The sequence below is a fragment of the Sphingobium sp. L-44 genome (genome assembly GCF_056859495.1).
The window spans coordinates 58690-85635 of sequence record NZ_JBSXOQ010000105.1 but is presented as its reverse complement, the minus strand read 5'-3'; the positions used below and the strand labels follow the sequence as shown (position 1 = coordinate 85635).

The window sequence follows — 26946 nt, the reverse complement described above, 5'->3', positions numbered from 1 at the left end:
ACTTCCCATATTTCCCGCACATTTCGACATTTTATTGCGCGGTCCTGATCCTATCGGAAAGCGCGCACTAACCTAGTCCCAAGCATAATCGAGCGGCGTCGAATAGGACATGAAAAAGGGAGGCGCGGATCGCTCCGCACCTCCCTTCCTTTTTTGCCTGTCGGCGCTAGGCTTAGAAGCTGACGTGCAGCGAACCCGAGATCGCGCGCGGCGAACCGATCTGGACGAAGCCCGGATTGGCGTAGGTGCCGGTCGACGAACCCGTCAGGTTCACAGTCTGGTTCAGGTTGCCGCCGAAACCGCCGACATAGAATTTGTCGAACAAGTTGCTGACGTTCAGCTGGAACCAGGTGCCCGGGGCGCCGAAGTGCTCGAGCGAGAAGCGAGCATCAAGATCCACCAGCGTATAAGCCGGAGCCGCAGCACCATAGATCTGCACCGGGGTCAGTGCAGCCGTAGTGTTGCGATAGGTCGGCAGGTTGGTGTCATAAACATAACGCTTGCCGGTACGCTTGGCCTGGATACCCAGCGTCACACCTTCGAAGTTCACTTCACCACGGGTACCGAGCGTATAGACCGGGGCACCCGATTCACGCTTGCCAGCGGTTGCCGCGTAGACCGGATCACCCGCAGCCAGACAGCCAGCAACCAGCGACACATTGCTCGGGCAGACGCCGACCTGGATATCATCCTTGATCTTCGACTTCAGGTAGGAACCGAAGGCGTAGATGGTGAAATACTGAACCGGCGTGTAGCTGATGCTGCCGTCGATGCCGTATTTCTCGACCTTGCCAAGGTTCCGATAAACGGCCGCGTTCAGCTCTGGATCATAGGACGAAGCCAGACGGTTTTCGTAGTTGGTGTACCACAGCGAAGCCTGAGCCTGGAACTTGCTGGTGGTGTAACGTGCACCGAGGTCGAAGCTGTCGGTCGTTTCAGGCGACGGGTTGGCACCGTCCGAACCGCGAGCGAAGTAGAAGGCATTGTAGAGAGAGTCGGTGCCGGGCACCGAAAGACCCTTGCTATAGCTCCAGAACACGCTGGCTTCCGGCGTAATCTTGAAGTTCAAGCCGACGCTCGGCAGCAGCTTGTCATACTTGTAGGTACGCTTCTGCGGTGCAGCCCAGGCCGGGTTCAGCGTGCCGATGTTGCTCGGAATGTCGGCGCCGGTGCCGAAGCACTCGACAAAGCCCGAAGCGCTGCTCGTGAAGCAGTTGTTCTGCAGCTTGCGCTTGAAGAAGGGCGCGCGCAGACCAGCCTGAACGGTCAGGCTTTCATCCAGGAATTCGCCCAGATATTCGGCCGAAAACTGGTTCAGGATCGCGTAGGACAGGCGATCGCGCTTCTGGAGCACATTGCCATTCACGTCCAGCTGCGGATTATCGACCGGGAAATAGGCCTTACCGATACCGGAGGGAGCGATGAGCCCGACTTCACCAGTCTGGCGATGGCGGCCATGATCGAAGGTATAAGCTACTCGAACGCGATGATGCTCGTTGATGTCATAACGCAGCGAACTGATGACCGCGAAACGATCGGTCGTGGTCTGGCTGGGTGCCAGGACATTGACCTGGTCGAGGATGTCACCGTCGCCATTCAGATCGCGACCGAAATAGGGGCTACCGCCGAAATAGCCGACCATATTCTGGACGTTGGCAGCACCCGAAGCCGGATTGATGTCGTAATAACCTTCGCGAGCGGTCGCGGTACCGCCGCCGTTGGCCTTCACATACTGGTAGCTCGGGTCAACCGTCAGAACCAGACCATCGGCCAGGGTAAAGCGCGAGTTGATACGGATGTTCCCGGTGTTCGACGGGTTATAGCGATAGTCGAACAGGGTACCACACGAACCGGCCGCATCGGCGACACCGGCATTGGCGGCCGGCGCGGTGCAGGAGACGGTATAGAAACGCTCATCCTTGGTGATCGGGAAGCGGTTCGACGAGGCCGAGCCAGCAACGCGGCCCTGGTCGGTATCGGTACGCAGCGGCAGCGAACCGAAGAAGTTGTTGCGGTTGGCGTTCCAGTGACCGGCGATCGACACGAAGTCGCCATTGCTACCGATCGGCTGATAGATCTTGCCGTTGTACTGCTGCTTGTCGATCTTACCGAGATTGTTGAACGGCACGTCGTTGCGCGTGGTCGAAGCCGAGAACCAGGCCTTGGTACCGAAAGGCGTGAACACGCCGGTTTCGACCAGGCCGAACAGCCGGAACATGTTGTATTCGCCAGCGGCGCCGACCATCGTCACCTTGAAATCGTCCGAACCGTTGATCGAACGATAGTTCACGGTGCCGCCCGAAGCTGCGGCAGTCGGGCTGTCGACGTCGGTCGAGCCGAGGTTGACGTTCACTTCCTCGATAAGTTCGGGGTCAAGCTGCTGGTTGGAATAGATGGCATAGTTGCCCGTGTCGTTCAGCGGCATGCCGTCAAAGGTCAGCGAAACGCGATCCGGACCGAAACCACGGATGTTCAGCGTACCACCAGCCGAACCATAGGGATCGTTGTTCTGGAAGCTGACGCCGGGGATCAGGTTGATCGCATTCAGGATCGTGTTACCCGATCCCTGCTTCGAAATGATCTCCTGGGTCAGGACGCCCTTAGCCTTGGTCGTGTCGGGCAGAACGATACCGGCGATACCATCCTTGATCTTGGCACCGGTGACGACGATCGAATCTTCGAAATCCTGCGAACCGGTCGACTGCGCGAAAGCGACAGCCGGGGCAGCGACGGCGAGAATCGCGGCGCTGCACTTGAGAAACTGCTTCATTGACCCTTGTCCCTTTTTCAAGAGTGCGCCCCACGGCGCCATAACCATTTTGCTCTTCGAGCCGGCGCCGCATCTGGCGGCCACTGGCGACGCCCCTGTGATGCTATGATTGCAATTATGTTACAATGCAGGTGCGGGACTGTCACAATTGGACGGGCATCTGGACAAGGCACTGAAAAACAGGCCGAAACTTCAAACTATCATATTGATTTTATTGCATAATATGTCGAAATTTTACACCGCGCCAACAGTGGTGCAATTATGCAACGGCGCAGGAAATTTTGTGCAGTGCGAAAGACTTGCACGAAAAAGGGGCCGGTGGATGGTCCACCGGCCCCTTTTGTTCCAGCCTGAACGGCGAATGAACTAGGCGGCGTCTTCCGCGCGCTTGTCCTTCTCGCTGAACACGCGAATCGGTTCCTTGGTCCCGGCGACGACATCCTTGTCGACTACCACTTCGCCGACACCCTCCATCGAGGGCAGATCGAACATGGTGTCGAGCAGGATAGCCTCCAAGATCGAACGCAGGCCGCGGGCACCGGTCTTGCGCTCGATCGCCTTCTTCGCGATCGCGGTCAGCGCGTCGTCGGTGAAGCTCAGCTCGACATTCTCCATGTCGAACAGCTTGCCATATTGCTTGACCAGCGCGTTCTTGGGCTCGACCAGGATCTTGACCAGTGCGGTCACGTCCAGATCCTCCAGCGTCGCGATGACCGGCAGACGGCCGACGAATTCGGGGATCAGGCCGAACTTGAGCAGATCTTCCGGTTCGCTCTGACGCAGCAGTTCACCGGTCTTGCGCTCTTCGGGGGCCGCAACATGGGCGCCGAAGCCGATCGACTTGGCTTCCAGACGGTCGCCGATGATCTTTTCCAGACCCGCGAACGCGCCGCCGCAGATGAACAGGATGTTGGTCGTGTCGACCTGCAGGAACTCTTGCTGCGGATGCTTGCGCCCACCCTGCGGCGGAACCGAGGCGGTCGTGCCTTCCATCAGCTTGAGCAGCGCCTGCTGCACGCCCTCACCCGACACGTCGCGCGTGATCGACGGGTTTTCCGCCTTGCGGCTGATCTTGTCGATCTCGTCGATATAGACGATGCCGCGCTGCGCCTTCTCGACATTATAGTCGGACGCCTGGAGCAGCTTGAGGATGATATTCTCCACGTCCTCGCCGACATAGCCGGCTTCGGTCAGCGTGGTGGCATCAGCCATGGTGAAGGGCACGTCGAAGGTCTTGGCCAGCGTCTGCGCCAGCAGCGTCTTGCCGCAGCCGGTCGGGCCGACGAGCAGGATGTTCGACTTGGCCAGTTCCACCTCGCCCGGCTTGGAGCCGTGATTGAGGCGCTTGTAATGATTGTGGACCGCAACCGACAGGACGCGCTTGGCGCGCTTCTGACCGATCACATAATCGTCGAGCACATCGCAGATTTCCTGCGGGGTCGGCACGCCGCCATCCTTCTTGCCGACGAGACCGCCCTTGGTCTCCTCGCGGATGATGTCGTTGCACAGTTCCACGCATTCATCGCAGATGAAGACGGTCGGCCCCGCGATCAGCTTGCGCACCTCATGCTGCGACTTGCCGCAGAAGGAGCAGTAAAGCGTGCTTTTTGAATCGGAGCCCGTAAGCTTAGTCATTCGCCAATCTTTCCTCCCCGCCGTCGGCACCATGCCGGATCTGGCCGGGGATATTCTGGTCCAAAGGCCATCCTAGACCGGGGCACGGCGGTTTCACAAGGGGTGATATACCGCGCCCCGGTAAAGATCGCCTTTAGGCTTCTGCGGATTCCGCAGCGGCCGGGCGGCGATCGAACACTTCGTCGACCAGACCGAACGCCTTGGCTTCGTCAGCCTCCAGGAAGGTGTCGCGGTCCATCGCCCGCTCCACCGCTTCCAGCGACTGGCCGGTATATTTCACGTAGAGATCGTTGAGGCGGCGGCGAATCCGAAGGATTTCCTTGGCCTGGATCTCGATATCCGACGCCATGCCCTGGGCGCCGCCCGACGGCTGGTGGACCATGATGCGGGCGTTGCTGAGCGCGATGCGCTTGCCCGGCTCGCCGGCGGCCAGCAGGAAGCTGCCCATCGAGGCGGCCTGGCCGATGCAGACGGTGCCGACCTGGGGGCGGATATATTTCATCGTGTCGTGGATCGCCATGCCCGCCGTGACGACGCCGCCCGGCGAGTTGATGTACATCCAGATGTCCTTCTTCGGATTTTCCGATTCGAGGAACAGAAGCTGGGCGACGATCAGCGAGGCCATATGGTCCTCGACCTGGCCGGTCACGAAGATGATCCGCTCGCGCAGAAGACGCGAGTAAATATCGAAGCTGCGCTCGCCACGGTTCGATTGCTCGATGACGATGGGAACCAGCGCGGCCATGGGATCATGCATGATGTTGGTCATTGTGCTCTTTCAGTCAGGTGCTTTTGCCCGACCCCCTACATCGGCACAAAACCCGACTGGTTCAAGGGGGAACCATGTGTCACCCCTACCGTTCCACAATCGTTTCAAATCGCGACAGGGGGAACAAGCCGATGGTTTCCGACGTGCATTCCGATATTCCGCCCCATGACGACCGGGCCGGACCGGGGCTGATCGCCGCCTTCTCCTTCGGTTGGAAGGCGCTGGCGCTGCGTGGCGTGGTCTCGATCATCCTGGGCATCGTCGCCCTGGCCTACCCGTTCAGCGCGCTGTTCGCGCTGACGCTGATCTTCGCGGTCTATGCGCTGGTCGACGGCATATTCTCGGCGATCAGCGCCTTTCGCCGGATGGGCCATGGCCGCCATTGGGGCGCGATGCTGCTGCGCGGGCTGCTGGGCATCGCCGTCGGCATCATCTTCATCGTCACCCCGATCGCGATGACGATCACCTATGCGCTGCTGACCGTGTTCCTGATCGCGGGCTGGGCGATCATCGCCGGCGGGCTGGAAATCATCGCCGCGATCCGACTGCGCAAGGAGATAGAGGGCGAATGGCTGCTGGCGCTGAGCGGGCTGCTCTCGCTGCTGCTGGGCCTGTTCGTCCTCTATCTGGCCCTTGCCAACCCGCATGTGTCGGTGGCCATGCTGGGCTGGGGCATCGGCTTCTATGCGCTGGTGACGGGCGTCACCCTGCTGATCCTGGCGATGCGGCTGCGCCGCCGGGTTCAGTCCTTCAAGGCGTAGTCGCTGGGCGCGCGGAAGGCGAGATAGGCGAGCCGCCGCACTTCGCGGCGGCCGCGCACCACCGTGTCGAGGATGAGGCCACACATGCCGCTCAAGGTCGCCAGGATCATGAGGCCGGTGACCAGGATTGCGGTCGGGAAGCGGGGCACCAGTCCGGTCTGCGCATAGGTGACGATCAGCGGCGCCGCGAGGCCAAGGCCCAGCGCTGCCAGGAAGGCCGCGATGATGCCGAAGAACAGGATCGGCCGCTCGATGCGATAGAGGGTGATGATCGTGCGCAGGATGCGCCAGCCGTCGCGATAGGTCGAGAGCTTGCTGACCGATCCTTCAGGGCGCGCGCCATAGGCGGTCATCACCTCGGACACCGGCATCGCCAGTTCGAGCGCATGGACGCTGATCTCGGTCTCGATCTCGAAGCCGGCGGACAGCACCGGGAAGCTCTTGACGAAGCGGCGCGAGAAGACGCGATAGCCCGACAGGATATCGGTGAAGCTGCGGCCGAAAAGCTGCTTCAACAGGCTGGTGAGCGCCCAGTTGCCGAAGCGATGGCCACGCCGATAGGCTGCCTCGACCTGGTCGCGGCGGCAGCCCACCACCATGTCGAGATTATCCTGCAGCATGGCGGCGATCATCTGCGGCGCGGCGGCCGCTTCATAGGTCGCGTCGCCATCGGCCATGATGTAGATGTCGGCATCGACATCGGCGAACATGCGGCGCACGACATGGCCCTTGCCCTGCTGGGCCACGCGGCGAACGATCGCCCCCGCGCCGGCCGCCAGTTCGCGGCTGCCATCGCTGCTGTTATTGTCGAAGACATAGATTTCGGCATGGGGCAGCGCGCGGCGGAAATCCTCCACCGTCTGCACGATCGCCCCGGCCTCATTATAGCAGGGCAGGATAACGGCGACGCGGGGGTGGCCCACGCCAAGGTTCGAAAGATTGTCCATATCCATAAATTGCCCCAACCTATGCTGACCAAATATGGCCGCCGCCCGTCAGACCGGCGGCGGCAACATGTATCGCGCAACGACGGTCAGCGCCAATATGGCTGCCGGCACACCCACCGTTGCAACCGCCAATGCCGAATGTCGCCGCATCATGGCCCTTATCGTCGCATCGGACAATGCGAGCGGCAGGGCCAGACAAACCGCCAATGTCGTAAAGAAGAAATAGCGCTGATCGGTCGCCACCCCGACAAGCAGGAAGGTGCCTGTATATATCAAGGCAAGCCATATCAATATCGCGCAGACACGCAGCAGCGCATCGCGCGAGACGCGCAGTGCAGCGATGATCCAGGGCAGCAGCGCCAGCGCGATCGCGACCATCATCACGGGCGAGGTCAGCGGCGAATAGCGGATATGGTCCAGCAGCCGGTTCTTGAACGACCCGCCCCGGTTGCCGGCGGTGTTCAACTTGCGCACGGCTTCGGTATGATGGACCGGCACCCAGAAATAGAGGGTCGAATTATAATGGGTCAGGCGATGGCGCAGATAGGCCAGCGGATGATGCCGGATCGCGCCAGTCCAGCGTGACGACAGCGATGCGCCCCCGCCATCCCGGATCGCCTGCTCGACATTCTTGAGCACATGGCAATTCCAGTGAGCATAGGCCAGCGTGTCCCACATGATCGGGCTGTAGCAGCGATGGACATCCTGCGTCAGCGCATGCGCGCCCGGCAGATCGGCCAGGATATCATCCCCGCCCCGCACCATGATGCCGGCGATGTCGAATATCTGCAGCGACCGGATCGCCCCGGCATCCGATGCGCCAAGGATGCGATGATTGACGATATTGCTGGCCGGGACCAGCAGCACTCCGCCGACCGCGGACAGCGCCAGCATCAGCACCGGTCGTGCCATCAGCGCCGGCCCGCCGGCAAAGACCAGCATCGGCGCGACCAGGAACACGGCATTGCTGCGGACCAGCGCCGCCATGACGACGATCAGCAGCGCCAGCACCGAGCACAGCGTCCGGGCCGGCCGCGCGGCGACGAGCCCTTCCTGCACCGCCCCGATGATCGCCACGGCCAGCAACAGCATCACGGCCATCATGATGTCCTTGGCGATGTTGACGCTCATCATGAGCAGCATCGGCTGGGCCGCGAGGAAGATCATGCAATAGGCGCAGAGCCACCGGCCGCGCCGCGCCGGCAGGCTGGCCAGCAGCGCAACGCCGCAGCCGTAAAAAATGGTGTCGAAGGCGAAGATCGGCCCGGTGCCCGCGCCGAACAGGGTCAGCGCTTCCCAGATCCGCGCCATCAGCGGCGGATGCCAGTCGTTGAACTGCCCAGTGACGATCTGATGATATTGGCTGTTGCTGTCGCTGTTGGGCTCACCGGGAAAGCGCAGGAGGAAGAAGGCGAGAAACAGGAGCAGGCAGACGCCCACCAGGAGCCACCTGTTCATCAGAAATTGCCCAAGACCCCGACCAGAACCGCCCTTGACGACTTGCATAAGCCCTCCGCGATCAGTTCATCGCCTGATCCCTAGTTTCGGGCCATCATCAGAATATACTGCAGCGCAAAAATAAAGATCAGGAAAAGCGCGTATGATCCCGGCGTTCGCGCCGAGGGCTGATCGCCAATCACCCGCGCGTCCATGCAAAACGCCCGCCCTTCCCTGCCGGGAAGAACGGGCGTTCCGATTTTCTGGCTGGAAAGGCTTATTCAGCCTTGGCAGCGGCCTTCTTGGCGGGAGCCTTCTTCGCCTTGGGCTTTTCCTCGGCGGCAGCTTCCTCAGCCGGGGCGTCGTCCTTCTTGGCGGCTACCTTCTTGGCAGGAGCCTTCTTGGCGGGCGCTTCCTCGGCTACGGCTTCGGCCTCGGCGGGCTCGGCCTTCTTCTTGGCAGCGGCCTTCTTCGCCTTGGGCTTTTCGTCATGGTCGTGATCATGGCCGCAGCCCGGACCGTGGACGTGGGGCTTCAGATCGCCATCTTCGGCTTCGATCGCGGCTTCCAGTTCCTCACGGCTGACAGCGCGGTCGCTGACTTCCGCCTTTTCGAACAGGAAGTCGACGACCTTGTCCTCATAGAGCGGCGCGCGCAGCTGGGCGGCGGCCATCGGATCCTGGCGAACATACTGCACGAAACGCTCACGGTCCTGCGGGCTGTACTGCTGGGCGGCCTGCATGATGAGACGGTTCATTTCATTGTCCGAAACGACGACATTGTTGGCCTGGCCGATTTCCGACAGCAGCAGACCCAGGCGCACGCGGCGCACGGCGATGCCGCGATAATCTTCCTTCTCGGCTTCCATTTCGGCCAGAGCAGCTTCCGGATCGGCTTCATGGCTGGCTTCATGCTGAAGCTGCTGCCAGATCTGGTTGAATTCGGCTTCCACCATGCTCGGCGGAACGTCGAAGTCGTGCGAAGCGGCGAGCTGGTCGAGCAGCTTGCGCTTCATATAGGTGCGGGTCAGGCCGTTATGCTCCTGCTCGATCTGGCCCTTGAGCAGATCCTTGAGCTGGTCGAGACCTTCCAGGCCCAGCGACTTGGCGAAGTCGTCATCAAGCTTGGGCTTGTCGGCGTTCAGCACCGACTGCACGGTCACGTCGAAGGTCGCGGCCTTGCCGGCGAGGTGCGCGGCGCCATAATCTTCGGGGAAGGTGACTTCGATGGTCTTTTCTTCGCCCTTCTTCACGCCGCCGAGCTGCTCTTCGAAGCCGGGGATAAACTGGCCCGAACCGATCTTCAGCTTCACGCCTTCGGCCGAACCGCCTTCGAACGCTTCACCGTCGACCTTGCCGACGAAGTCGATGACCAGCGTGTCGCCGTCCTTCGCCTTGTGGCTGGCGGCATATTCTTCCAGCGCGCCCTGCTGGGTCGCGATGCGGCCGGCCTGTTCCTCGACCTGCGCGTCGCTGACTTCGGCGGTCAGGCGCTCCAGCTTCAGACCGTCGATGCTCGGGGTTTCGATCACGGGCAGAACTTCCAGTTCCACCTTGACCTGCGCGTCCTTGCCGAACTCGAAGCTTTCGTCCAGCTCGACCGAAGGCTGCATCGCGGGACGCAGCTTCTGGTCGGCGATCAGCTTCTGAACGCTTTCCTGGATGGAATTGTTGAGCGCGTCACGCTGCAGGCTTTCACCATGCATCTTCTTGACGAGGTTCGCCGGCACCTTGCCGGGGCGGAAGCCGGGCATGCGCACCTGCGGCGCAATCGCCAGCACTTCCTTCTCAACGCGGGCGTCGATATCCTTCGACGTGATGGTCACGGTGTAGGCGCGCTTCAGGCCCTCGTTCAACGTCTCGACAGTCTGCATCTCTTCTCTCAAACGCTTTCTTAGCTGAATCTCGTTGGCGCCGGATCAAGCCAAGCCTGACACTGGTGCGGGCGAAGGGACTCGAACCCCCACATCTTGCGATACCAGAACCTAAATCTGGCGCGTCTACCAGTTTCGCCACGCCCGCATCGGTCGCCGGTCGGCGCGGCATAGAGAAAAGCATTGGCGAGAGCAAGGGATATGGATGCATTGGTGGAACCGGCGTCCTTGCCCGCGCGTAGCTTCTTCTTTGCAGGAGAGCATAGCATGGCCACCCAGCCCGATCCAGCGCCCGACACCCTGCCCCCGCCCGACCGGATCGAACCCCAGTCGCCACCCGAAACGCCGCCGCCCGCGACTCCGGACGAGACTCCGATCCACGAGCCGCCCGAAATCATCCCTGGAGAACCCGATTATGACCAGCCCGACAGCGCACCGGACGAGGTTCCGCCTGACATAATTTCCTAGCCACGCAACAAAAGAAGGCGCCCGAAAACTTTTTTGCAACAGGGTGGAACTTTTTATGGTGGATTACGGAATATGCGTAATCACGTGCTGGACACCCCCCGGAATCCATGATTGAAATGTGACAACAAAAAGAAATTCAGGAGAGGCGCGCTGACATAAAAGGGGGTCGACGTGCATAGGGTTCGCGCCAAGCTAGAGTGGTTCAAGACCGTGATTTTGCCGCAGGAAGCTGCCCTGAGGGGCCGCCTGCGTCGCATTTTGCCCTCCACCCACGAGCTGGAGGATATGGTCGCCGAAGTTCTTGCCCGTGCCTATGCCACGGAGAACTGGGAAAATGTCACCACCGGGCGCGCCTATCTCTTCACCATCGCCCGCAACCTCGTCATCGACACCGCCCGCCGCAACAAGGTGGTGAGCTTCGAGACGATCGCCGATCTGGAATTGCTGGGCGGCGAAAACACCATCGAGGCACAGCTTCACGCCCGCGAGGCGCTCCGCCAGGTCGAGGCGATTGTCGATTCGCTGCCCACCCAGTGCCGCCGCGTCTTCATTCTTCGCCGTATTCACGAAAAATCGATGCTGGAAATAGCGGAGGAAATGTCTCTGTCCGTTTCTACTGTTGAAAAACATCTGGCCAAAGCGATCGGCATAGTTATGCGGGCCTGGGCAGAACGTGAGGAAACGGATTTCGAACGTGCAGGCGTCGGGACCAGGTTCAAACAGCGGGGACAGGGACGCGATCGCGTTGGAAGCCGCGCGCCTGCTGGCCAGGCTTAACAGCGACCCTACCCCCCAGGACGAAGACGAGATATGTGCGTGGATCGAGGCCGATCCGCGCCATGGCGTGGCCTTTGCCCGCGCCGAAGCCGCCTGGGACGCGGCCGAGCGGCTGAAGAGCGCCGCCGCCGAAGTCAATCTGCCCCCGCTCGAAGCGATCGTCAGCGAGGAACAGCAGCGCCGCCTGTCGCGCAACATCATGATCGCCGCCGGCATCGCCATCGCCTTCTTCATCGTCGCCGCGATCGTCACCATCCGCACCTTCAGCGGCGTCGACCGCTATGAGACGGCGGTGGGCCAGATCCGCGACGTCGCACTGGCCGACGGCTCCATCCTGCACCTCAACAGCAATAGCGAGGCGGAAGTCCGCTTCACCGACATCGGCCGCAAGGTGCGCGTACTGAAGGGCGAAGCCTCCTTCGACGTGGCCCATGACAAGGGCCGCCCGTTCGACGTGGAGGTACGATCCGCCCAGATCCGCGCCGTCGGCACCGCTTTCAACGTCCGCATGCGCCCGTCGGTGGTGGAGCTGACGGTCACGCAGGGCACGGTGACGGTCCATTCGGGCAATAGCGGGCTGGAAAAGGTCAGCGCCGGCAGCGGCGCCGTGATCCAGTCGCGCAGCATCGATCTCACCCATCTCAGCCCCAAGCTGATCGACCAGCGCACGGCCTGGCGTGACCAGATGGTCGAGTTGGACGGGGAAACGATCGAGCAGGCGGCCAGCGAGTTCAACCGCTATCGCCGCGCGCCGATCCTGATCGGTGACGCCCGTGTCTCCTCGCTGCGGGTCGGCGGTCGCTTCCGCGTCAGCGACAGCAAGGAATTCCTCTCCGCGCTGCAACTGAGCCTGCCGATCCGCGCGGTGAATGGCGAGGATGGATCGGTCATGCTGCTTTATCGCGATGAACCCGATGGCGCCGACATCATGGCAGCCCCCAGCGAATAAGGCCGGTCAGCCGAGCAGGTCGCTTACCAGTTCGGGCACGAGTTTGCTTGCCCGGCCAAGCCGGCTTTCCTCGAAATAGCTGTTTCCCGCCGACGGATCGAGATTGAGCTCCAGCGTGCGGGCACCATAATGACGCGCCATCTGAACGAAGCCAGCGGCCGGATAGACCGCGCCCGACGTGCCGATCGACACGAACAGGTCGGCCTGTGCCAGCGCTTCCTCGATCCGCTCCATATCATAGGGCATTTCGCCGAAGAAGACGATGTCGGGCCGCAGGCTGGGCGCGCCGCAACCGGCGCAGGCGCTGCCGGGCGGCAGCGGATCGGCCCAGGCCACCGCCTTGCCGCAGGCGGCACAGAGGGCAGACTTCAATTCCCCATGCATGTGGAGCAGCCGGGTCGCCCCTGCCCGCTCATGCAGGTCATCGACATTCTGGGTGACGATCAGCAGATCGCCCGGCCAGGCGCGGTCGAGCGCGGCCAATGCCTCATGCGCCGGATTGGGCGCCACCTCCGCCAGCTTCGCCCGTCGCTCGTCATAGAAGCGATGCACCAGCGCCGGATTGCGCGCCAGCGCCTCGGGCGTGCAGACATCCTCCACCCGATGCCCCTCCCACAAGCCATCCGGCCCGCGAAAGGTCGCAAGCCCGCTCTCGGCCGAAATACCCGCGCCGGTAAGGATGACGATGTTGTCGATGCCGGTCATGCGACGTTCGCCCCCTTCATTTGTTGCGCCGGATGAACTGGCTGGCAAACCGGACATTATAGGCGTGCATCTCGCCTTCTGGAGTGATCACCAGTTCGGTGACATTGGCGCGCTGAAAATCATCCTCACGCTCCTCATCATCGACCTTCAGGCTGACCGTCACCACATCGTCATCCGTGGCGACAAGCTTATAGTCATAGGACACGATGCGGCCGAAGCAGGCGACCTCACCACCGTCTACCGACAGTTCGACCGTCGGATCGTCCGCATCGATCCAGAGCCCCTGCATTTCCATCGGAAGGGCTACATCCCGGCCTGTGCGATCCATCCTTACCTCTTTTCCTGTTCGGGACGGCCGCTCAACCTCGCCGCAAGGGCCGCGCCATTGTCTTAAGCCTTGGTCAGCATCTTCTGGGCGCTGGTCTTGATGAAGTCGGAGATCGGGCCGGACATCATCTTGAGGAACATCGGGATCGACACGGTGCCACGCACCTTGTCCTCCTCGATCAGCAGCTTGACCGGGATGGTCTGGGCCATGGCAGAGATTTCCATGTCCAGCGCATAGTCGGACGGCCAGGTTGCGGTCATGGTGCCGCCGCCGGGGATATGCTGTTCCAGCTTGGGCAGGCCCTGCTCCACCCGGCGCTTCGCTTCGTCCCGGCCGAGGTCATGGGGAATGTCGATATCCATCCTGTTTATCCTTGTTCTGATGGTCAGTTCTGAAAGGCGATGTCGAGCGGCGGCAGGCCGGCGATGGTCGCCTGCACTGCCTGGCCGGGCGCGATCGGGCCGACGCCGGCGGGCGTGCCGGTGAAGATCAGGTCGCCGGGCGCCAGTTCCACATAGGTGGAGAGATTGGCGATGATTTCGGGCACCGACCAGATCATGTCGGCCAGGTCGCCCGCCTGGCGCGGGTCGCCATCGATGCTGAGCGCGATGGCGCCGCTGGCCGGCGGCGTGCCGGGATGGATCGGGCCGATCGGCGCGGAGCGATCAAAGCCCTTGGCCATGTCCCAGGGACGCCCCGCCTTCTTGGCGACCGCCTGCATGTCGCGGCGGGTGAGGTCGATGCCGACCGCCCAGCCATAGATCAGCCCCGGCGCATCCTCGACCGCGACATCCGTGCCGCCGGCGCCCAGCGCGACCACTAGTTCGACCTCATGATGCAGATCCTGCGTGCGCGTGGGGAAAGGCAGCGATGCGCCATTCTCGACCACGGCATCGGCCGGCTTGGTGAAGAAGAAGGGCGGCGCGCGATCGGGATCGCCGCCCATTTCGCGCGCATGTTCGGCATAATTCTGCCCGACGCAGAAGATGCGACGGACGGGAAAGCGATCGGCGCTGCCGTCGATCGGCAGGGTCGGAAGGGAGAGTCGGGGAAGATCGAGCATGGCCATCTCTTAGCCATGGTCGGTCACCTTTCCCAAGAAATTCATGGTGCCGGATGACAAAGCCGCGCCGCTCTGGCATCGCGCGCTGACTTATAGCCAAGGAACGGATCAGGGCATGACCAGCATCGGGATTTTCGGCGCCGCCGGGCGCATGGGCCGCGCCATCGCGCAGGCCGCGGCGGAGGCGGGACTGACCGTGGCGGGCGGCACCGATCGCGACGGCAGCGGCGAATTGGCCCCCGGCGTCGCGATCACCAATGATCCGATGGCATTGGCACAGGCGGCCGATGTGCTGATCGACTTTTCCGTGCCAGCCGCGCTTTCCGCCAATCTCGACGCCTGCATCGCCGCGAACAAGCCGGTGCTGATCGGCACGACGGGGCTGGAGGGCGAGCATCATGCGCTGATCGACCAGGCGGCCACGCGCATCCCGGTGCTGCAAACCGGCAATACGTCGCTGGGCGTCAACCTGCTCGCCGCGCTGGTGGAAAAGGCCGCCGCCAGCCTGGGCGACGATTGGGACATCGAGATCGTCGAAATGCATCACCGCCACAAGGTGGACGCGCCGTCGGGCACTGCGCTGCTGCTGGGCGAAGCGGCGGCGAAGGGGCGCGGCATCGCGCTGGCCGACCATAGCGAGCGCGGCCGCGATGGCATCACCGGCGCGCGGGCGAAGGGCGCGATCGGCTTTGCCGCGCTGCGCGGCGGATCGGTCGCGGGCGACCATCAGGTCATCCTGGCGACCGAGGGCGAGCGGATCGAACTTGGCCATCGCGCCGAAAACCGCAGCATCTTCGCGCGCGGCGCGATCAAGGGCGCAAGCTGGCTCGCCGGCCAGCCGGTCGGCCGCTATGACATGAAGGGCGTATTGGGGCTCTGATGCCATGAACAAGGGCCAGATCTTCGACTTTTTCAGCCGCCTGGCAGAGGCCAATCCCGCCCCTGTGACGGAGCTGGAATATGGCAATGCCTACCAATTGCTGGTCGCGGTCACCCTGTCGGCACAGGCCACCGATGTCGGCGTCAACAAGGCGACCCGCGCCCTGTTCCGCGAGGTCGAAACGCCGCAGCAAATGGTCGATCTGGGCGAGGATGCGCTGAAGCAGCACATCAAGACGATCGGCCTGTTCAACACCAAGGCGAAGAATGTCATCGCCCTGTCCGAGATATTGGTACGCGATTTCGGCGGTGAGGTGCCGCAGGATCGCGACGCGCTGACCACCCTGCCCGGCGTCGGCCGCAAGACCGCCAATGTCGTGCTCAACACCGCCTTCGGGCAGGAAACCTTCGCGGTCGATACCCATATCTTCCGCGTCGGCAATCGCACCGGCCTAGCGCCGGGCAAGACGGTGCTGGCGGTCGAGGACAAGCTGGAAAAGCGCGTGCCCCAGCCCTTCCGCCGCGACGCGCATCACTGGCTGATCCTGCATGGCCGCTATGTCTGCAAGGCGCGCAAGCCCGAATGCTGGCGCTGCATCGTGTCGGACCTGTGCCGCTTCAAGCCGAAGACACCGGAACCCGGCAGCGTCGCAAAAGCCGCCTGATCGCGCCCGACGGCGGTGCTAGGATCGGTACGGAAATCAGCTCCGCGAATCGTCTTGTCAGCACGAAGGAGAGAGACAATGTCCATCCGCCCCATTCTCACCGCCGGCCTGCTGCTGGCCTGTGGCCTGACACCTGCTTTGGCCAAGACCAAGGACAAACCGGATCCCTATGTGCCCAGCGGGAATCCGGTCGATTGCATCTCGATAAGCCAGATCCGATCGAGCAGCGTCCGCGACGATCGCACCATCGATTTCGAGGTGAGCGGCAAGAAAATCTACCGCAACACCCTCCCCAACAGCTGCCCCAGCCTGGGCTTCGAGCGACGCTTTTCCTATCGCACCAGCATCTCGCAGCTCTGTTCGGTCGACATCATCACCGTGCTGTTTAACGCCGGCCCCGGCCTGCAACCGGGTGCCAGCTGTGGCTTGGGCAAATTCCAGCCAATGGTGAAGGCCCCGAAATAAGTTTCGGGAACAGGTGATTTTGTGGCTGGCGCGGTTCGAAGCCCTTTGCTAAGCGCCCCTTCTGACCAGCGTCATGCACCCATAGCTCAGCTGGATAGAGCGTTGCCCTCCGAAGGCAAAGGCCAGTGGTTCGAATCCACTTGGGTGCACCATTTATCGACATTATGCTGCAAAGCGGCACAGTTTGACGGTCGGCTTGCGCTGATTGATCCATTTCCGACCCAGTTGAAATGGTGATTATCACGGCGCACGATAGGCTCTCCCTCCGAAACATTGACGGTTTTGGAGGTTGGAATGGCACATTTGTTACGGGTCCGCCCGGACGCAGCCACCATGACATGGGCGATCTTCGTCGATCACCGGCCGGTCACGAAATTCAACCGCGATTTCGAAATACTACTTTCACTGACGCCGGGCGAGCATCGCCTGGTCGTACATGCCAATGGCAGTGGCGCAACAGTGAAGGTGAGCATTGATAATGCCGAGCTATTGTCACCCGACACAGACTGGCCATTGGTCCTCAAGGTTCCCTCAACCTCAAGCGGCGACCATGTCATAGCGGAGTTCTCCGTATGAAAGGGGGCTGGAAGTTCCTGATAGGAACGGCCGTGACCGGCTTTCCCGCATTGGCTTTCGCTCAGCTAAATATACCTCCCGCCGTATCAACGGCCGTCAACCAGACTGATGATCTGCAAGAAAAACGAACTTCAGCGCCAAGCGGAAGAAGTGATTCCCTCCTCAGCGGCCTTGGCGGGGAGATAGAAATTAATGGCGGCGAGCCCAAGGCGTCGCTCAGCTTCAATGGGAAGCTATCGCCAGAGATAGTCGCTGCAGGCGTCGATGGCATGAGCAGCAACTTCGGCAAACCAGCTACGGGCTGTCGCTATCCGTTCCACTGGGTGGCGAAGATAATCTGGTCGATCCGCAATTACTCGACCGGCTTTCGGACAGGCCGGCACTAACCTTCAGCCTGTCGCGCTACAACGCGACCACACGGGACGATCCGTCAGGCCTCAAAAATCAATTCTGGCAATTTGGTGGCGAAGCGAGGATCGGCACCAACCAGTTCCATTATCGTGACCCGACGACATTGACGAAATATTCCAGCTGGAAACCACAGCTGGCTATCGGCGGCTTCATCGCCTTCTATCCCGGTGAGCAGAAAAGCATGCTAAGCTTCGCCATCGACTATCAGTCCAGCTATCAAGCGGCAGATGAAAAGATACTTTGCAAGCCATTGGTGACTGACCCTGACAAGGATTGCTTTAAGGCGGCACCACAGGCACCCGATCGTCAGGACGCCGTCAACCTGTCCTTCGAGTATCGGCAGGCGATCGGAAAGGATGTTCTGGACGCTAGCCTCGCCTTCTCGCCGAAGTTCACCTATGACGCCCTAAGCGACGATTATGGCGTGGAACTGCCCGTCTATCTCATTCCCAAGGGAGACGCGCAGATCCTGCCCGGTTTCAGGATCGGCTACGCCTCGCGCGAAGATGAAGTGACTTTCGGCCTGTTCATGAAGGCCAGTTTCAGCATGACGAAATAGGGCCACACCGCACGGCCCCTCCGCGGGCTTTATGACCATGAAAGACGGCCAATCACAGCAGTATCGCCTGCAGCCCGCCGGTCATTGCGGATGCCCCTTCCAGGTCGAGCAGATATTTCTTGGTTTCCACCCCGCCGGCAAAACCGGTGAGCGCGCCGTTGCTGCCGACCACCCGGTGACAGGGCGCGATGATCGAGATCGGGTTGCGGCCATTGGCGGCGCCGACGGCACGGGTCGCGGTCGGACGGCCGATGGCTCGGGCGATGTCGGCATAGCTGCGCGTCTCGCCGAAAGGTATGTCGAGCAGCGCAGCCCAGACCTGGTGCTGGAAATCCGTGCCCTGAAAATGCAGCGGGATGGAGAAATGCCGCCGCTGGCCGGCGAAATATTCCGATAGCTGGGAAGCCGCGTCGCGCAGGACCGGATGGTCGGTTGCTTCGGACCGGGCGCCCAGGCGGACGCGGGCGAGATCATCGTCGGGCCACAGGACCGCCATCAGTCCTTCGTCACTCGCGACCAGGGTCAGGTCGCCGACCGGCGAGGGCATCGTCATACAGGCCAGGGTCATCGTCATCCTCCATGCGTCATCGCTGGAGATAGGCGATGATCCCCGCCCCCGCTTCCTGCCGCTTGCGGTCAAAGTCCGCAAGCGGCAGGCCGCATCATTTCAGGCCACCGCCCATGGCACGATACAGCTCGATCATGTTGGTGAGCCGTGCCAGCCGGGTCGATACCAGGCTCTGTTCCGCGCTCGACAGGGTCCGCTGCGACACCAGGGTCGGCAGGAAGCCGTCGACACCCGCACGGAAGCGGGCCTGCGTCAGGTCATAGGCCTTGCGCGCAGCATCGCGCTGCGAGGTCTGCGCCTCGACCTGATCGGTCATCGTGCCACGCCGGGCGAGCGCATCGGCGACTTCGCGGAAGCCGGTCTGCACGCTCTTTTCATAAGTGGCGAGCATCGCGTCATAGGTCGCCCTGGCGTAACGCAGATTGCCCTTGTTCCGGCCGAAGTCGAAGATCGGCAGGGTCGCACTGGGCGCCACCGACCAGGTATCGCTGCCCGACTTGAACAGGCCGGACAGGCCAAGGCTGACCGTGCCCAGCGCCGCCGTCAGCGGCAGCTGCGGGAAGAAGGCCGCCCGCGCCGCACCGATATTGGCGTTGGCCGCGATCAACTGATGCTCGGCCGACGCGATGTCGGGCCGGCGCAGTAGCAGGGTCGAGGGCAGTTCCGCCGGCAGATTGTCGAGCGTGACATGGCCTTCCGGCAGGGCCGAGGGCAGATCCTCGCTGCCGAGCGTCGTGCCCGCCAGCAGGTTCAGTGCATTCTGGTCCTGCGCGACCAGCGTGGTGGCGCTGGCGATGGCGGCCCGCGCCTGGTCATAGCTGGTCTGTGCCTCGCGCACTTCCAGTTCGGACGCGATGCCCTTGTCGAAGCGGGCCTTGTTGAGGTCCAGCGTCTCCTTGAACGCGGTCGCCAGCGTCCGCGCGATCGACAGCAATTCCTGATCGGCGGCCATGTTCACCCAGGCCGTCGCTACTTCCGCCACCAGTGCGGTCTGGGCCGCATTGCGGTTTTCGACCGAGGCGAAATATTGCTCCTGCGCCGCCTTGGTCAGGTTGCGCACCCGACCGAATAGGTCGATTTCCCAGGACGAGATGCCAACCTGCGCCTGATAGACGTCGGTGTTGAGGCGCTGGCTCTGGCCGAACTGGACCAGCGGCTGTTCCGAATAGGTCGCGGTGCCGGTGGCCCCGACGGTCGGCAGCAGATCGGCCCGCTGCACCTTATATTGCGCCCGTGCCTGTTCGACATTGGCGACCGCAATGCGCAGGTCGCGATTGTTGGCGAGGCTCGTCTCGATCACCCGCACCAGACGCGGGTCGGTGAAGAAATCGCGCCAGGCGGTATCGGCCGGCACGATCGCCGCGCCGCCGTCCGCCGTGGCCGCATAGGCCGGCCCCTGGGGGCTGGCCTGCGGCACCGGCAGTTCGGGGCGGGCATATTTGGGCGCCATGTCACAGGCGGCCAGCGTCAGCGCCAGAGAGGCGACCGACATTGCTTTGATATTACGCAACATTCTTATGCCTCCTGCGGTGCGTTCGGCGTTTCGCCGTCGGCGTTACGCTGTTCTTCCCCTTCATGATGTTCGCGGAACAACCGCTTCACCACGGTGAAGAAGACCGGCACGAAGAAGATGGCGAGGACGGTGGCGGACAGCATGCCGCCGACCACGGCCCAGCCGATGGCGTTCTGGCCACCCGCACCCGCGCCCTTGGACACGGCCAGCGGCAGCACGCCGAAGATGAAGGCGAAACTGGTCATCAGGATCGGCCGCAGACGCAGCTTGCCCGCTTCCAGCGCCGCCTTGGCGGGCGGCAGCCCTTCGCGCATCTTCTCTTCGGCAAATTCCACGATCAGGATCGCGTTCTTCGCCGACACGCCGATGGTCGTGATCAGACCCACCTGCAGATAGATGTCGTTGTTGAGGCCCGCCAGCGTCGCCGCAATCACCGCGCCGAGCACGCCCAGCGGCACGACCAGCATCACCGCGATCGGCACCGACCAGCTTTCATAGAGCGCAGCCAGGCAGAGGAAAACGATCAGCATCGAGAGCGCATAGACATAGGGCGCCTGTCCACCGGAGGTCTGTTCCTCATAGGAAATGCCGTTCCAGGCATAGCCGATACCGGCCGGCAGCTTGGCCGCGAACTCTTCCATCGCCTGCATCGCGGTGCCGCTCGACACGCCGGGTGCCGGAGCGCCCTGGATGTTCATCGACGGCACGCCATTATAGCGCTCCAGACGGGCCGGGCCCTGGACCCATTCCGTGGTGGAGAAGGCGGAGAGCGGCGCCATCACGCCCGTGCTGCCACGCACATGATAGGCATTGATCGCGTCGGCCGAGGTGCGGAACGGTGCATCGGCCTGGACATAGACGCGCTTCACGCGGTCGCGGTCGATGAAGTCGTTGACATAGGATCCGCCCAGATTGGTGCTGATCGTGTCATTGACGTCCGACTGGGCGATGCCGAGCGCACCGGCTGCGGCCTGATCGACATTCAGCTTCAGCTGCGGCGTATCTTCCAGACCATTGGGACGGACCTGCGCCAGGCGCTTGTCGCCCATCGCCATGCCCAGCAACTGGTTGCGGGCTTCCAGCAGCTTCTCATGACCAAGATTGGCCTGATCGAGCAGCTGGAAGTCGAAACCGGACGCATTGCCCAGTTCCTGCACGGCCGGCGGCACGAAGGCGAAGGCCATGCCCGACGAGATCTTCTGGAACGCCATATTGGCGCGCAGGGCGATCGCGGGCACGCGATTGTCCGCACCCGACCGTTCATGCCAGTCCTTCATGCGGGCAAAGACGATGCCGACATTCTGGCCCTGGCCCACAAAGCCGAAGCCGGCGACCGTGAACACGGCCGAGACATTCTTCTTCTCGTCGACCAGATAATGATCGCGCATCCGTGCCAGCGCACGCTCGGTCTCTTCCAGCGTCGTGCCCGCGGGCAGCGACACCTGGTTGATGATGATGCCCTGGTCCTCGTCCGGCAGGAAGCCGCTGGGCAGGCGCAGGAAGATGAAGGCCATGCCGACCACCACCAGGCCATAGACCAGCATGGTCCGGACCCAGCTGCGCTCGACCTTCTCGACGCCCTTGCCATAGCGCACCACGCCCTTGTCGAAGGTGCGGTTGAACCAGTCAAAGAAGCGGCCGAGGATCGAACCGATCGGCCCGTTCCAGCTATGCCCGTGCGAGGCAGGCTTGAGGATGGTGGCGCAGAGCGCCGGGGTCAGGATCAACGCGACCAGCACCGACAGGATCATCGACGACACGATGGTGATCGAGAACTGGCGGAAGATGACGCCGGTCGAGCCGCCGAAGAAGGCCATGGGCAGGAACACCGCTGACAGCACCAGGCCGATGCCGATCAGCGCGCCGCTGATCTCGTCCATCGACTTCTTGGCCGCTTCCTTGGGGCTCAGCCCTTCATCCTGGATCAGACGTTCGACATTCTCGACGACGACGATCGCGTCGTCGACCAGCAGGCCGATCGCCAGCACCATGCCGAACAGGGTCAGGGTGTTGATGGTGAAGCCGGCTGCGCTGAGGATCGCCAGCGCGCCCAGCAGCACCACCGGCACCGCAATCGTCGGGATCAGCGTCGCACGCCAGTTCTGCAGGAACAGGAACATGACGACGAACACCAGCAGCACGGCTTCGAACAGGGTATGGACCACCTGCTCCACCGACAGCTTGACGAAGGTCGAGTTGTCGACCGGGAAGTCATATTTGACCCAGCTGGGGAAATTCTTCGACAACTGGTCGACGCGCGCCTTGACCGCTTCCACCGTGTCGAGCGCGTTGGCGCCAGGTGCCAGCTTGATGCCGAAGCCCGATGCCGGATGGCCGTTGAACTTCACGCCGAAACCATAGGTTTCCGCGCCCAGCTCGACCTTGGCGACATCCTTCATCAGCACGACCGAACCGTCGCTGTTGCTGCGCAGGCGGATATTCTGGAATTCCTCCGGCGTGCGCAGGCGCGACTGGGCGGTAACGGTGGCGTTGAGCGCCTGGCCCTTGGGCGAAGGCGAACCACCGATCTGGCCGGCCGACACCTGGGCATTCTGCGCGGTGATCGCCGACTTCACGTCGCCGGTGGTCACGCCCAGATTGGCCATCTTGTAGGGGTCGAGCCAGATGCGCATCGCATATTGCGAACCGAACAGCTGGGTATCGCCGACGCCGGTGACGCGGCTCAGCGGATCCTGGAGGCTGGACGCGATGAAGTCCGCCGCGTCTTCCTGGTCATGGATGCCATCGTCCGAATAGGCCGCCATGATGAGCAGGAAGCTGGACGTGGACTTGCCCACGCGCAGGCCCTGCTGCTGCACTTCCTGCGGCAACAGGGGGGTCGCCTGCGACAGCTTGTTCTGCACCTGCACCTGCGCAATGTCAGGATCGGTGCCCTGCTCGAAGGTCAGGGTGATGTTGAGATTGCCCGAACCGTCGCTGGTGGACGAGAAATAGCGCAGATTGTCGATGCCCTTGAGCTGTTGCTCGATGATCTGCGTCGTCGTGCTTTCCAGCGTCTGGGCGTTGGCGCCGGGATAGGTGGTCTGGATCGTCACCGCCGGCGGGGCGATTTCCGGGAACTGCGCGACCGGCAGCGACCGGATCGCGAGCAGGCCCGCCAGCATGATGACGATGGCGATGACCCATGCGAAGATGGGCCTGTCGATAAAATAGCGGGCCATGGCTTAGTGCGCCTCGCCCGCGTTCGACGCGCCTTGTGCAGCGGCCGGCTTCGCGCCGCCCTGGGCGGCAGCGCCACCTTCAGGCGCCGTCACCTGCTGCGGCGCGCCGGGCTTCACCACCGTACCGGGGCGCAGATTGACTAGCCCCTCGACGATCAGCTGGTCGCCCGGCTTCAGGCCGCTGGTGACGATCCACTTGTCGCCGATCGCGCGATCGACGGTGACCTGGCGCATTTCGACCTTGTTGTCCTTGCCCACGACCATCGCCGTCGCCCGGCCGCGCGCGTCGCGCGAAATGCCCTGCTGCGGCGCCAGGATCGTCTGGGTGCGCTCACCCTCGATCAGTTTGGCGCGGACATACATGCCCGGCAACAACAGGCCGTCGGCGTTGGGGAAGATAGCGCGCAGCGTGACCGCGCCCGAGTTCGAATCCACCGTCACATCGGCAAACTGCAAGCGGCCTTCGACCGGATAGACGCTGCCATTGGGCAGAACCAACTGGATGCGGGCGCCCTGCGCCTCGCTGATGCCACCGGCCTTCATCGCCTGCTTGAGGTCGATGATCTGCGCCGCCGACTGGGTCACGTCGACATAAACGCGGTCGGTGCGCTGGATGGTGGTCAGCGGATCGGCCTGGCCGGTCTGGACCAGTGCGCCCGGCGTCAGCAGCGAACGGCCGATGCGGCCCGAAATCGGCGCGCGGATGCGGGTGAAATTCTGGTTCACCTGCGCTGCCTGCACCGCGCCCTGCTGCGCCGCAACATTGGCGCGGGCCTGCTGGGCCGCGGCCGCCGCGTCATCATATTCCTGCTTCGACACCGCATTGATGCCGACCAGATCCTTGTAGCGCTGGGCCTGCAGCCCGGTCGAGCGGATCGCCGCCTGAGCATTGGCCAGCGAGCCCTGAGCCTGGGCGAGCGCCGCGCGATAGGGCGCGTCCTCAATCTCGTAGAGCAGTTGCCCGGCCTGGACATTGCCGCCTTCGGTAAACAGGCGGCGGCGGATCACGCCGCTGATCTGCGGCCGGACTTCGGCCGTTTCAAAGGCCGAAATGCGGCCCGGCAGTTCGTTCAGCAACGGTGCCGACTCGGTCTTGAGCGTCACCACGCCCACGCTCGGCGGCGGCGGTGCGGGCGGCGCTTCCTGACCGCAAGCGCTCAGCGCAAGGGCCGAAACACAGGCCAGCAATCCGAAGAAGTTCCCCTTTTGCATCAATTTTCCCAATCCGATAAATATCGCAGGACCGGAATGAACGTTCATTCCGCTTGCCGCGCACCTAAGAAGCTGTCAGAGGGAATTCAAGAGAAAAACAATTTTCCGAGGGTAAAATGGTTGCAGCGCAGCATGAAAAAAGCAGTCGCGACCGTGTACTTGCAGCGGCGCGAGACCTGTTCAACAGCCATGGTTTCCACCAGACGTCCATGGCCGAACTCGCTTCCGCCGCACAGGTATCAGTGGGGCAAATATATCGGCTTTTCAAAGGAAAGGAAGATATCATCGAGGCTATCGTCCATGCAGACGCCGATCAGTGGGCGGAGGACGTTGATATCCTGCGCAAACGACTCGACAGTGGCGAGTTGAGCATCGACGATACGTTCGAGCAACTGATGCTGCACGTCATTGACGAAAAGGATGAGGCGCTGTCCTTCGACATCCTGGCCGAAAGCTTCCGCAATCCGACGGTCGGCGAGATGATCGGCACCATGTGCGGCCGTTTCCGCGACGATATTCGCGACTTTGCCTGCGCCGCCAACCCGGAGCTTTCGGGCGAGGCGCTGGACGGCGCGGAGGAGATGATCCTGGCCTGCATGTTCGGCCTGGGCCATCGCAGCCTGTCGCGCCCCAATCTCAGCCCGGAGGCGTCAGCCCGGCGCGCCGCCCAGATGATCGTGGCAGGCCTGAAGGCCGTGCGCTGATCGCAGCGAAAGCCGGTTCACGCCGATCGTGAACCGGCAGCGGCGGATCACTCCACCAGTTCGCCGCCCTTCACCACGTCGCTGACATGCTGCAGCAAGGTGACGTCCTTGAGCGGATCACCCTGCACCGCGACGATGTCGCCATAGCGGCCGACGGCGATCGCGCCGACATCGGCTTCCCAGCCCAGCGCCTTGGCGCCGCTGACGGTCGCCGCCTGGATCGCCTGCATCGGCGTCATGCCCCATTCGACCATCTTGGCGAACTGCTTGCCATTGTCGCCATGGGGATAGACGCCGGCATCGGTGCCGAACAGCATCGGCACGCCCGCCTTCACCGCCTTGCGGAAGGTTTCGCGTTGGAGACGCCCGATCAGTTTCTCCTTGTCCAGGCTTTCCTGTTCGGTGCCATTGGCCGTGCCCGTCGCCAGGATATAATCGTCATTATAGATATCCATGTCGAACCAGGTCTTCTTGCTGGCCGCCAGCTTGATCGTCTCGTCATCGGCCAGGCTGCAATGTTCGATCGTGTCGATCCCCGCCTCGATCGCGGTGCGGATACCGTCATTGCCATGGGCGTGCGCCGCGACCTTGAGGCCCAGCATATGCGCCTCGTCGGCGATCGCCTTCATCTCGTCAAAGCTCAGTTGCTGCGCGCCAACCGCATCGCCCAGCGAGAAGACGCCGCCGGTCGCGCAAATCTTGATGACGCGCGCGCCATATTTGTGCAGCCAGCGCACCTTGGCGCGGCCTTCCTGCGGGCTGTCGACCACCGAAGGCTCCTTGCGATCCATCGATGGCGGCAGGCCGCCGCCATCGCAATGGCCGCCAGTTGCGCCAATCGCATAGCCGGCCGGGATGATCCGCGGCCCGACAATCTGCCCTTCCTCGATCGCCTGCTTGAGGCCCACATCGGCGAAATCGGCCGACCCGACATTGCGCACCGTGGTAAAGCCCGCCTTCAGCGTGATGCGCGCATTCTTGACGCCCACCGCCGTCCAGAAACTGTCGGTGTAGCGCAGCCCCTGATAGCCGCCCACTTCCGCGAGGCTGGTCAAATGGACGTGCATGTCGATCAGGCCCGGCAGGATGGTCTTGCCCGACAGGTCGATATGGCGGACGTCACTGCCCCAGCGCACGGTGCGCGCGTCGGCAATGCCGGTGATACGACCATCGGTGATGAAGATAGCCGGATGATCAACCGTCTTGCCGGCCAGCACATCGACCATATGGTCCGCGGTGACGACCACCTGCTCGGCAAGCGCCGGCGCGGCAGCCAGCGACAACAGGATGGTGGCGGCCATGGCCGATGCCCGGACAGTCTTCAACATGCGATGTAAATCCCCCTGGGCGATCGATGTCCGGGCCGTGCATGGCCGGATCATCATTGCCCCAAGCCCCTGACCTAGCGACCAAGGCCAGCCGGCATCAAGGGCAAAGATGGATGGCGGCATCGCGCCGCCCGCCCCTGTTTCACCCCCGTCCACCGCAAGCCCCTGCCCTGCCCGCAACCTGTTGGCGCCCCGGCCATTGGAGGATCAATCGAGGGAGGTATTTCATGGATCTGGAAGCGAATTTCGGCCGCGCCTATTTCGAGCAGCGACGCGACCGCAATCGCCAGTTGGCGGCGCGATCGGCCACACCGGCGCTCCGCAACATGCATCTGGAATATGCGCGGCTCTACGAGCAATTGCTGCAGGCGGAGGACGCGCAAGCAGCCTCCGCCTGATCCT

At 62.7% G+C, this 26946-nt stretch carries 27 protein-coding genes and 2 tRNA genes; 13 read left to right on the top strand and 16 right to left on the bottom strand.

The window, feature by feature from the left end; translation table 11 throughout:
• Window positions 1-172: 172 nt before the first annotated feature.
• From AC13EK_RS17585 to clpP, 3 genes are all read right to left on the bottom strand, one after another.
• Window positions 173-2770, bottom strand: coding sequence for a TonB-dependent receptor (locus AC13EK_RS17585; protein WP_037520024.1), 2598 nt, complete (start codon window positions 2768-2770; stop codon window positions 173-175).
• Window positions 2771-3136: 366 nt separating this feature from the next.
• Complete coding sequence (gene clpX / locus AC13EK_RS17580; protein ID WP_004207563.1) at window positions 3137-4405, bottom strand: ATP-dependent Clp protease ATP-binding subunit ClpX; 1269 nt, start codon at window positions 4403-4405, stop codon at window positions 3137-3139.
• A 133-nt stretch (window positions 4406-4538) separates the two neighbouring features.
• Complete coding sequence (clpP, locus tag AC13EK_RS17575; RefSeq protein WP_004207564.1) at window positions 4539-5174, bottom strand: ATP-dependent Clp endopeptidase proteolytic subunit ClpP; 636 nt, start codon at window positions 5172-5174, stop codon at window positions 4539-4541.
• Between the two features lie 131 nt (window positions 5175-5305).
• Between clpP and AC13EK_RS17570 the strand changes: the two genes are divergently transcribed.
• Entirely contained in the window at window positions 5306-5935 is a 630-nt protein-coding gene (locus AC13EK_RS17570; RefSeq protein ID WP_069338239.1) for an HdeD family acid-resistance protein, read from the top strand.
• Here the strand turns inward: AC13EK_RS17570 and AC13EK_RS17565 are convergent.
• The 4 genes from AC13EK_RS17565 to AC13EK_RS17550 all read right to left on the bottom strand — a co-directional run bounded on the left by AC13EK_RS17565 (window position 5917) and on the right by AC13EK_RS17550 (window position 10340).
• A complete protein-coding gene (locus tag AC13EK_RS17565; RefSeq protein ID WP_004207566.1) occupies window positions 5917-6888 on the bottom strand; it encodes a glycosyltransferase family 2 protein in 972 nt (323 codons plus the stop codon). The genes AC13EK_RS17570 and AC13EK_RS17565 overlap by 19 nt on opposite strands.
• Window positions 6889-6930: 42 nt before the next feature.
• Window positions 6931-8340 carry a hypothetical protein gene (locus AC13EK_RS17560; protein ID WP_069338240.1) on the bottom strand — a complete coding sequence of 470 codons (1410 nt, stop codon included), beginning with the start codon at window positions 8338-8340 and terminating at the stop codon, window positions 6931-6933.
• A 256-nt stretch (window positions 8341-8596) separates the two neighbouring features.
• The gene (gene tig, locus AC13EK_RS17555; RefSeq protein WP_069338241.1) at window positions 8597-10192 is read right to left on the bottom strand and encodes a trigger factor; all 1596 of its coding nucleotides are present in this window, start codon (window positions 10190-10192) and stop codon (window positions 8597-8599) included.
• 63 nt (window positions 10193-10255) lie between these two features.
• Window positions 10256-10340 (bottom strand) — tRNA-Leu (locus tag AC13EK_RS17550).
• Between the two features lie 119 nt (window positions 10341-10459).
• Between AC13EK_RS17550 and AC13EK_RS17545 the strand changes: the two genes are divergently transcribed.
• The 3 genes from AC13EK_RS17545 to AC13EK_RS17535 all read left to right on the top strand — a co-directional run bounded on the left by AC13EK_RS17545 (window position 10460) and on the right by AC13EK_RS17535 (window position 12386).
• Window positions 10460-10660 (top strand): hypothetical protein, encoded by a 201-nt coding sequence (locus tag AC13EK_RS17545; RefSeq protein WP_026109026.1) that lies wholly within the window; start codon window positions 10460-10462, stop codon window positions 10658-10660.
• Between the two features lie 171 nt (window positions 10661-10831).
• Window positions 10832-11437 carry an RNA polymerase sigma factor gene (locus tag AC13EK_RS17540; RefSeq protein WP_004207570.1) on the top strand — a complete coding sequence of 202 codons (606 nt, stop codon included), beginning with the start codon at window positions 10832-10834 and terminating at the stop codon, window positions 11435-11437.
• Window positions 11406-12386: a FecR family protein gene (locus tag AC13EK_RS17535; RefSeq protein ID WP_037511612.1), complete on the top strand. Its 981-nt coding sequence runs from the start codon at window positions 11406-11408 to the stop codon at window positions 12384-12386. Before AC13EK_RS17540 ends, AC13EK_RS17535 begins: the two co-directional genes overlap by 32 nt.
• Before the next feature lie 6 nt (window positions 12387-12392).
• On the opposite strand, the gene AC13EK_RS17530 is transcribed toward AC13EK_RS17535, so the two are convergent.
• The 4 genes from AC13EK_RS17530 to AC13EK_RS17515 all read right to left on the bottom strand — a co-directional run bounded on the left by AC13EK_RS17530 (window position 12393) and on the right by AC13EK_RS17515 (window position 14482).
• A complete protein-coding gene (locus AC13EK_RS17530; RefSeq protein WP_069338242.1) occupies window positions 12393-13091 on the bottom strand; it encodes an NAD-dependent deacylase in 699 nt (232 codons plus the stop codon).
• 16 nt (window positions 13092-13107) lie between these two features.
• Complete coding sequence (locus tag AC13EK_RS17525; RefSeq protein ID WP_017500482.1) at window positions 13108-13386, bottom strand: hypothetical protein; 279 nt, start codon at window positions 13384-13386, stop codon at window positions 13108-13110.
• Between the two features lie 95 nt (window positions 13387-13481).
• The gene (locus tag AC13EK_RS17520; RefSeq protein WP_004207574.1) at window positions 13482-13781 is read right to left on the bottom strand and encodes a polyhydroxyalkanoic acid system family protein; all 300 of its coding nucleotides are present in this window, start codon (window positions 13779-13781) and stop codon (window positions 13482-13484) included.
• A 23-nt stretch (window positions 13782-13804) separates the two neighbouring features.
• Complete coding sequence (locus AC13EK_RS17515; RefSeq protein ID WP_419183524.1) at window positions 13805-14482, bottom strand: fumarylacetoacetate hydrolase family protein; 678 nt, start codon at window positions 14480-14482, stop codon at window positions 13805-13807.
• A gap of 115 nt (window positions 14483-14597) precedes the next feature.
• Between AC13EK_RS17515 and dapB the strand changes: the two genes are divergently transcribed.
• The 7 genes from dapB (at window position 14598) to AC13EK_RS17480 (ending at window position 18037) form a co-directional block, all read left to right on the top strand.
• The gene (gene dapB, locus AC13EK_RS17510; RefSeq protein ID WP_069338248.1) at window positions 14598-15362 is read left to right on the top strand and encodes a 4-hydroxy-tetrahydrodipicolinate reductase; all 765 of its coding nucleotides are present in this window, start codon (window positions 14598-14600) and stop codon (window positions 15360-15362) included.
• A 4-nt stretch (window positions 15363-15366) separates the two neighbouring features.
• Complete coding sequence (nth, locus tag AC13EK_RS17505) at window positions 15367-16026, top strand: endonuclease III (RefSeq protein WP_069338244.1); 660 nt, start codon at window positions 15367-15369, stop codon at window positions 16024-16026.
• A 78-nt stretch (window positions 16027-16104) separates the two neighbouring features.
• Window positions 16105-16491: a hypothetical protein gene (locus tag AC13EK_RS17500; protein WP_069338245.1), complete on the top strand. Its 387-nt coding sequence runs from the start codon at window positions 16105-16107 to the stop codon at window positions 16489-16491.
• A 75-nt stretch (window positions 16492-16566) separates the two neighbouring features.
• A tRNA-Arg gene (locus AC13EK_RS17495) sits at window positions 16567-16643 on the top strand.
• A 142-nt stretch (window positions 16644-16785) separates the two neighbouring features.
• Window positions 16786-17067, top strand: a complete 282-nt coding sequence (locus AC13EK_RS17490; RefSeq protein ID WP_069338246.1) for a hypothetical protein — start codon at window positions 16786-16788, stop codon at window positions 17065-17067.
• A 32-nt stretch (window positions 17068-17099) separates the two neighbouring features.
• On the top strand, window positions 17100-17453 hold the full coding sequence (locus AC13EK_RS17485; RefSeq protein ID WP_483022294.1) for a hypothetical protein: 354 nt from the start codon (window positions 17100-17102) through the stop codon (window positions 17451-17453).
• 128 nt (window positions 17454-17581) lie between these two features.
• Entirely contained in the window at window positions 17582-18037 is a 456-nt protein-coding gene (locus tag AC13EK_RS17480) for a hypothetical protein (protein ID WP_069338247.1), read from the top strand.
• Window positions 18038-18089: 52 nt separating this feature from the next.
• Here AC13EK_RS17480 and AC13EK_RS17475 read toward each other — a convergent pair whose 3' ends face one another.
• The 4 genes from AC13EK_RS17475 to AC13EK_RS17460 form a co-directional block, all read right to left on the bottom strand.
• Window positions 18090-18605, bottom strand: a complete 516-nt coding sequence (locus AC13EK_RS17475) for a methylated-DNA--[protein]-cysteine S-methyltransferase (protein WP_483022293.1) — start codon at window positions 18603-18605, stop codon at window positions 18090-18092.
• Between the two features lie 94 nt (window positions 18606-18699).
• Window positions 18700-20118: an efflux transporter outer membrane subunit gene (locus AC13EK_RS17470; RefSeq protein ID WP_277788185.1), complete on the bottom strand. Its 1419-nt coding sequence runs from the start codon at window positions 20116-20118 to the stop codon at window positions 18700-18702.
• Between the two features lie 2 nt (window positions 20119-20120).
• Window positions 20121-23300 (bottom strand): efflux RND transporter permease subunit, encoded by a 3180-nt coding sequence (locus tag AC13EK_RS17465; protein WP_004207583.1) that lies wholly within the window; start codon window positions 23298-23300, stop codon window positions 20121-20123.
• A 3-nt stretch (window positions 23301-23303) separates the two neighbouring features.
• On the bottom strand, window positions 23304-24512 hold the full coding sequence (locus tag AC13EK_RS17460) for an efflux RND transporter periplasmic adaptor subunit (protein WP_069338250.1): 1209 nt from the start codon (window positions 24510-24512) through the stop codon (window positions 23304-23306).
• Window positions 24513-24628: 116 nt separating this feature from the next.
• Here AC13EK_RS17460 and AC13EK_RS17455 point away from each other — a divergent pair, with 116 nt between their 5' ends.
• Complete coding sequence (locus AC13EK_RS17455; RefSeq protein ID WP_004207585.1) at window positions 24629-25216, top strand: TetR/AcrR family transcriptional regulator; 588 nt, start codon at window positions 24629-24631, stop codon at window positions 25214-25216.
• A 47-nt stretch (window positions 25217-25263) separates the two neighbouring features.
• On the opposite strand, the gene AC13EK_RS17450 is transcribed toward AC13EK_RS17455, so the two are convergent.
• On the bottom strand, window positions 25264-26544 hold the full coding sequence (locus tag AC13EK_RS17450) for a Xaa-Pro dipeptidase (RefSeq protein WP_069338251.1): 1281 nt from the start codon (window positions 26542-26544) through the stop codon (window positions 25264-25266).
• Window positions 26545-26771: 227 nt separating this feature from the next.
• Here AC13EK_RS17450 and AC13EK_RS17445 point away from each other — a divergent pair, with 227 nt between their 5' ends.
• The gene (locus tag AC13EK_RS17445; RefSeq protein WP_010336034.1) at window positions 26772-26942 is read left to right on the top strand and encodes a hypothetical protein; all 171 of its coding nucleotides are present in this window, start codon (window positions 26772-26774) and stop codon (window positions 26940-26942) included.
• Window positions 26943-26946 lie beyond the last annotated feature (4 nt).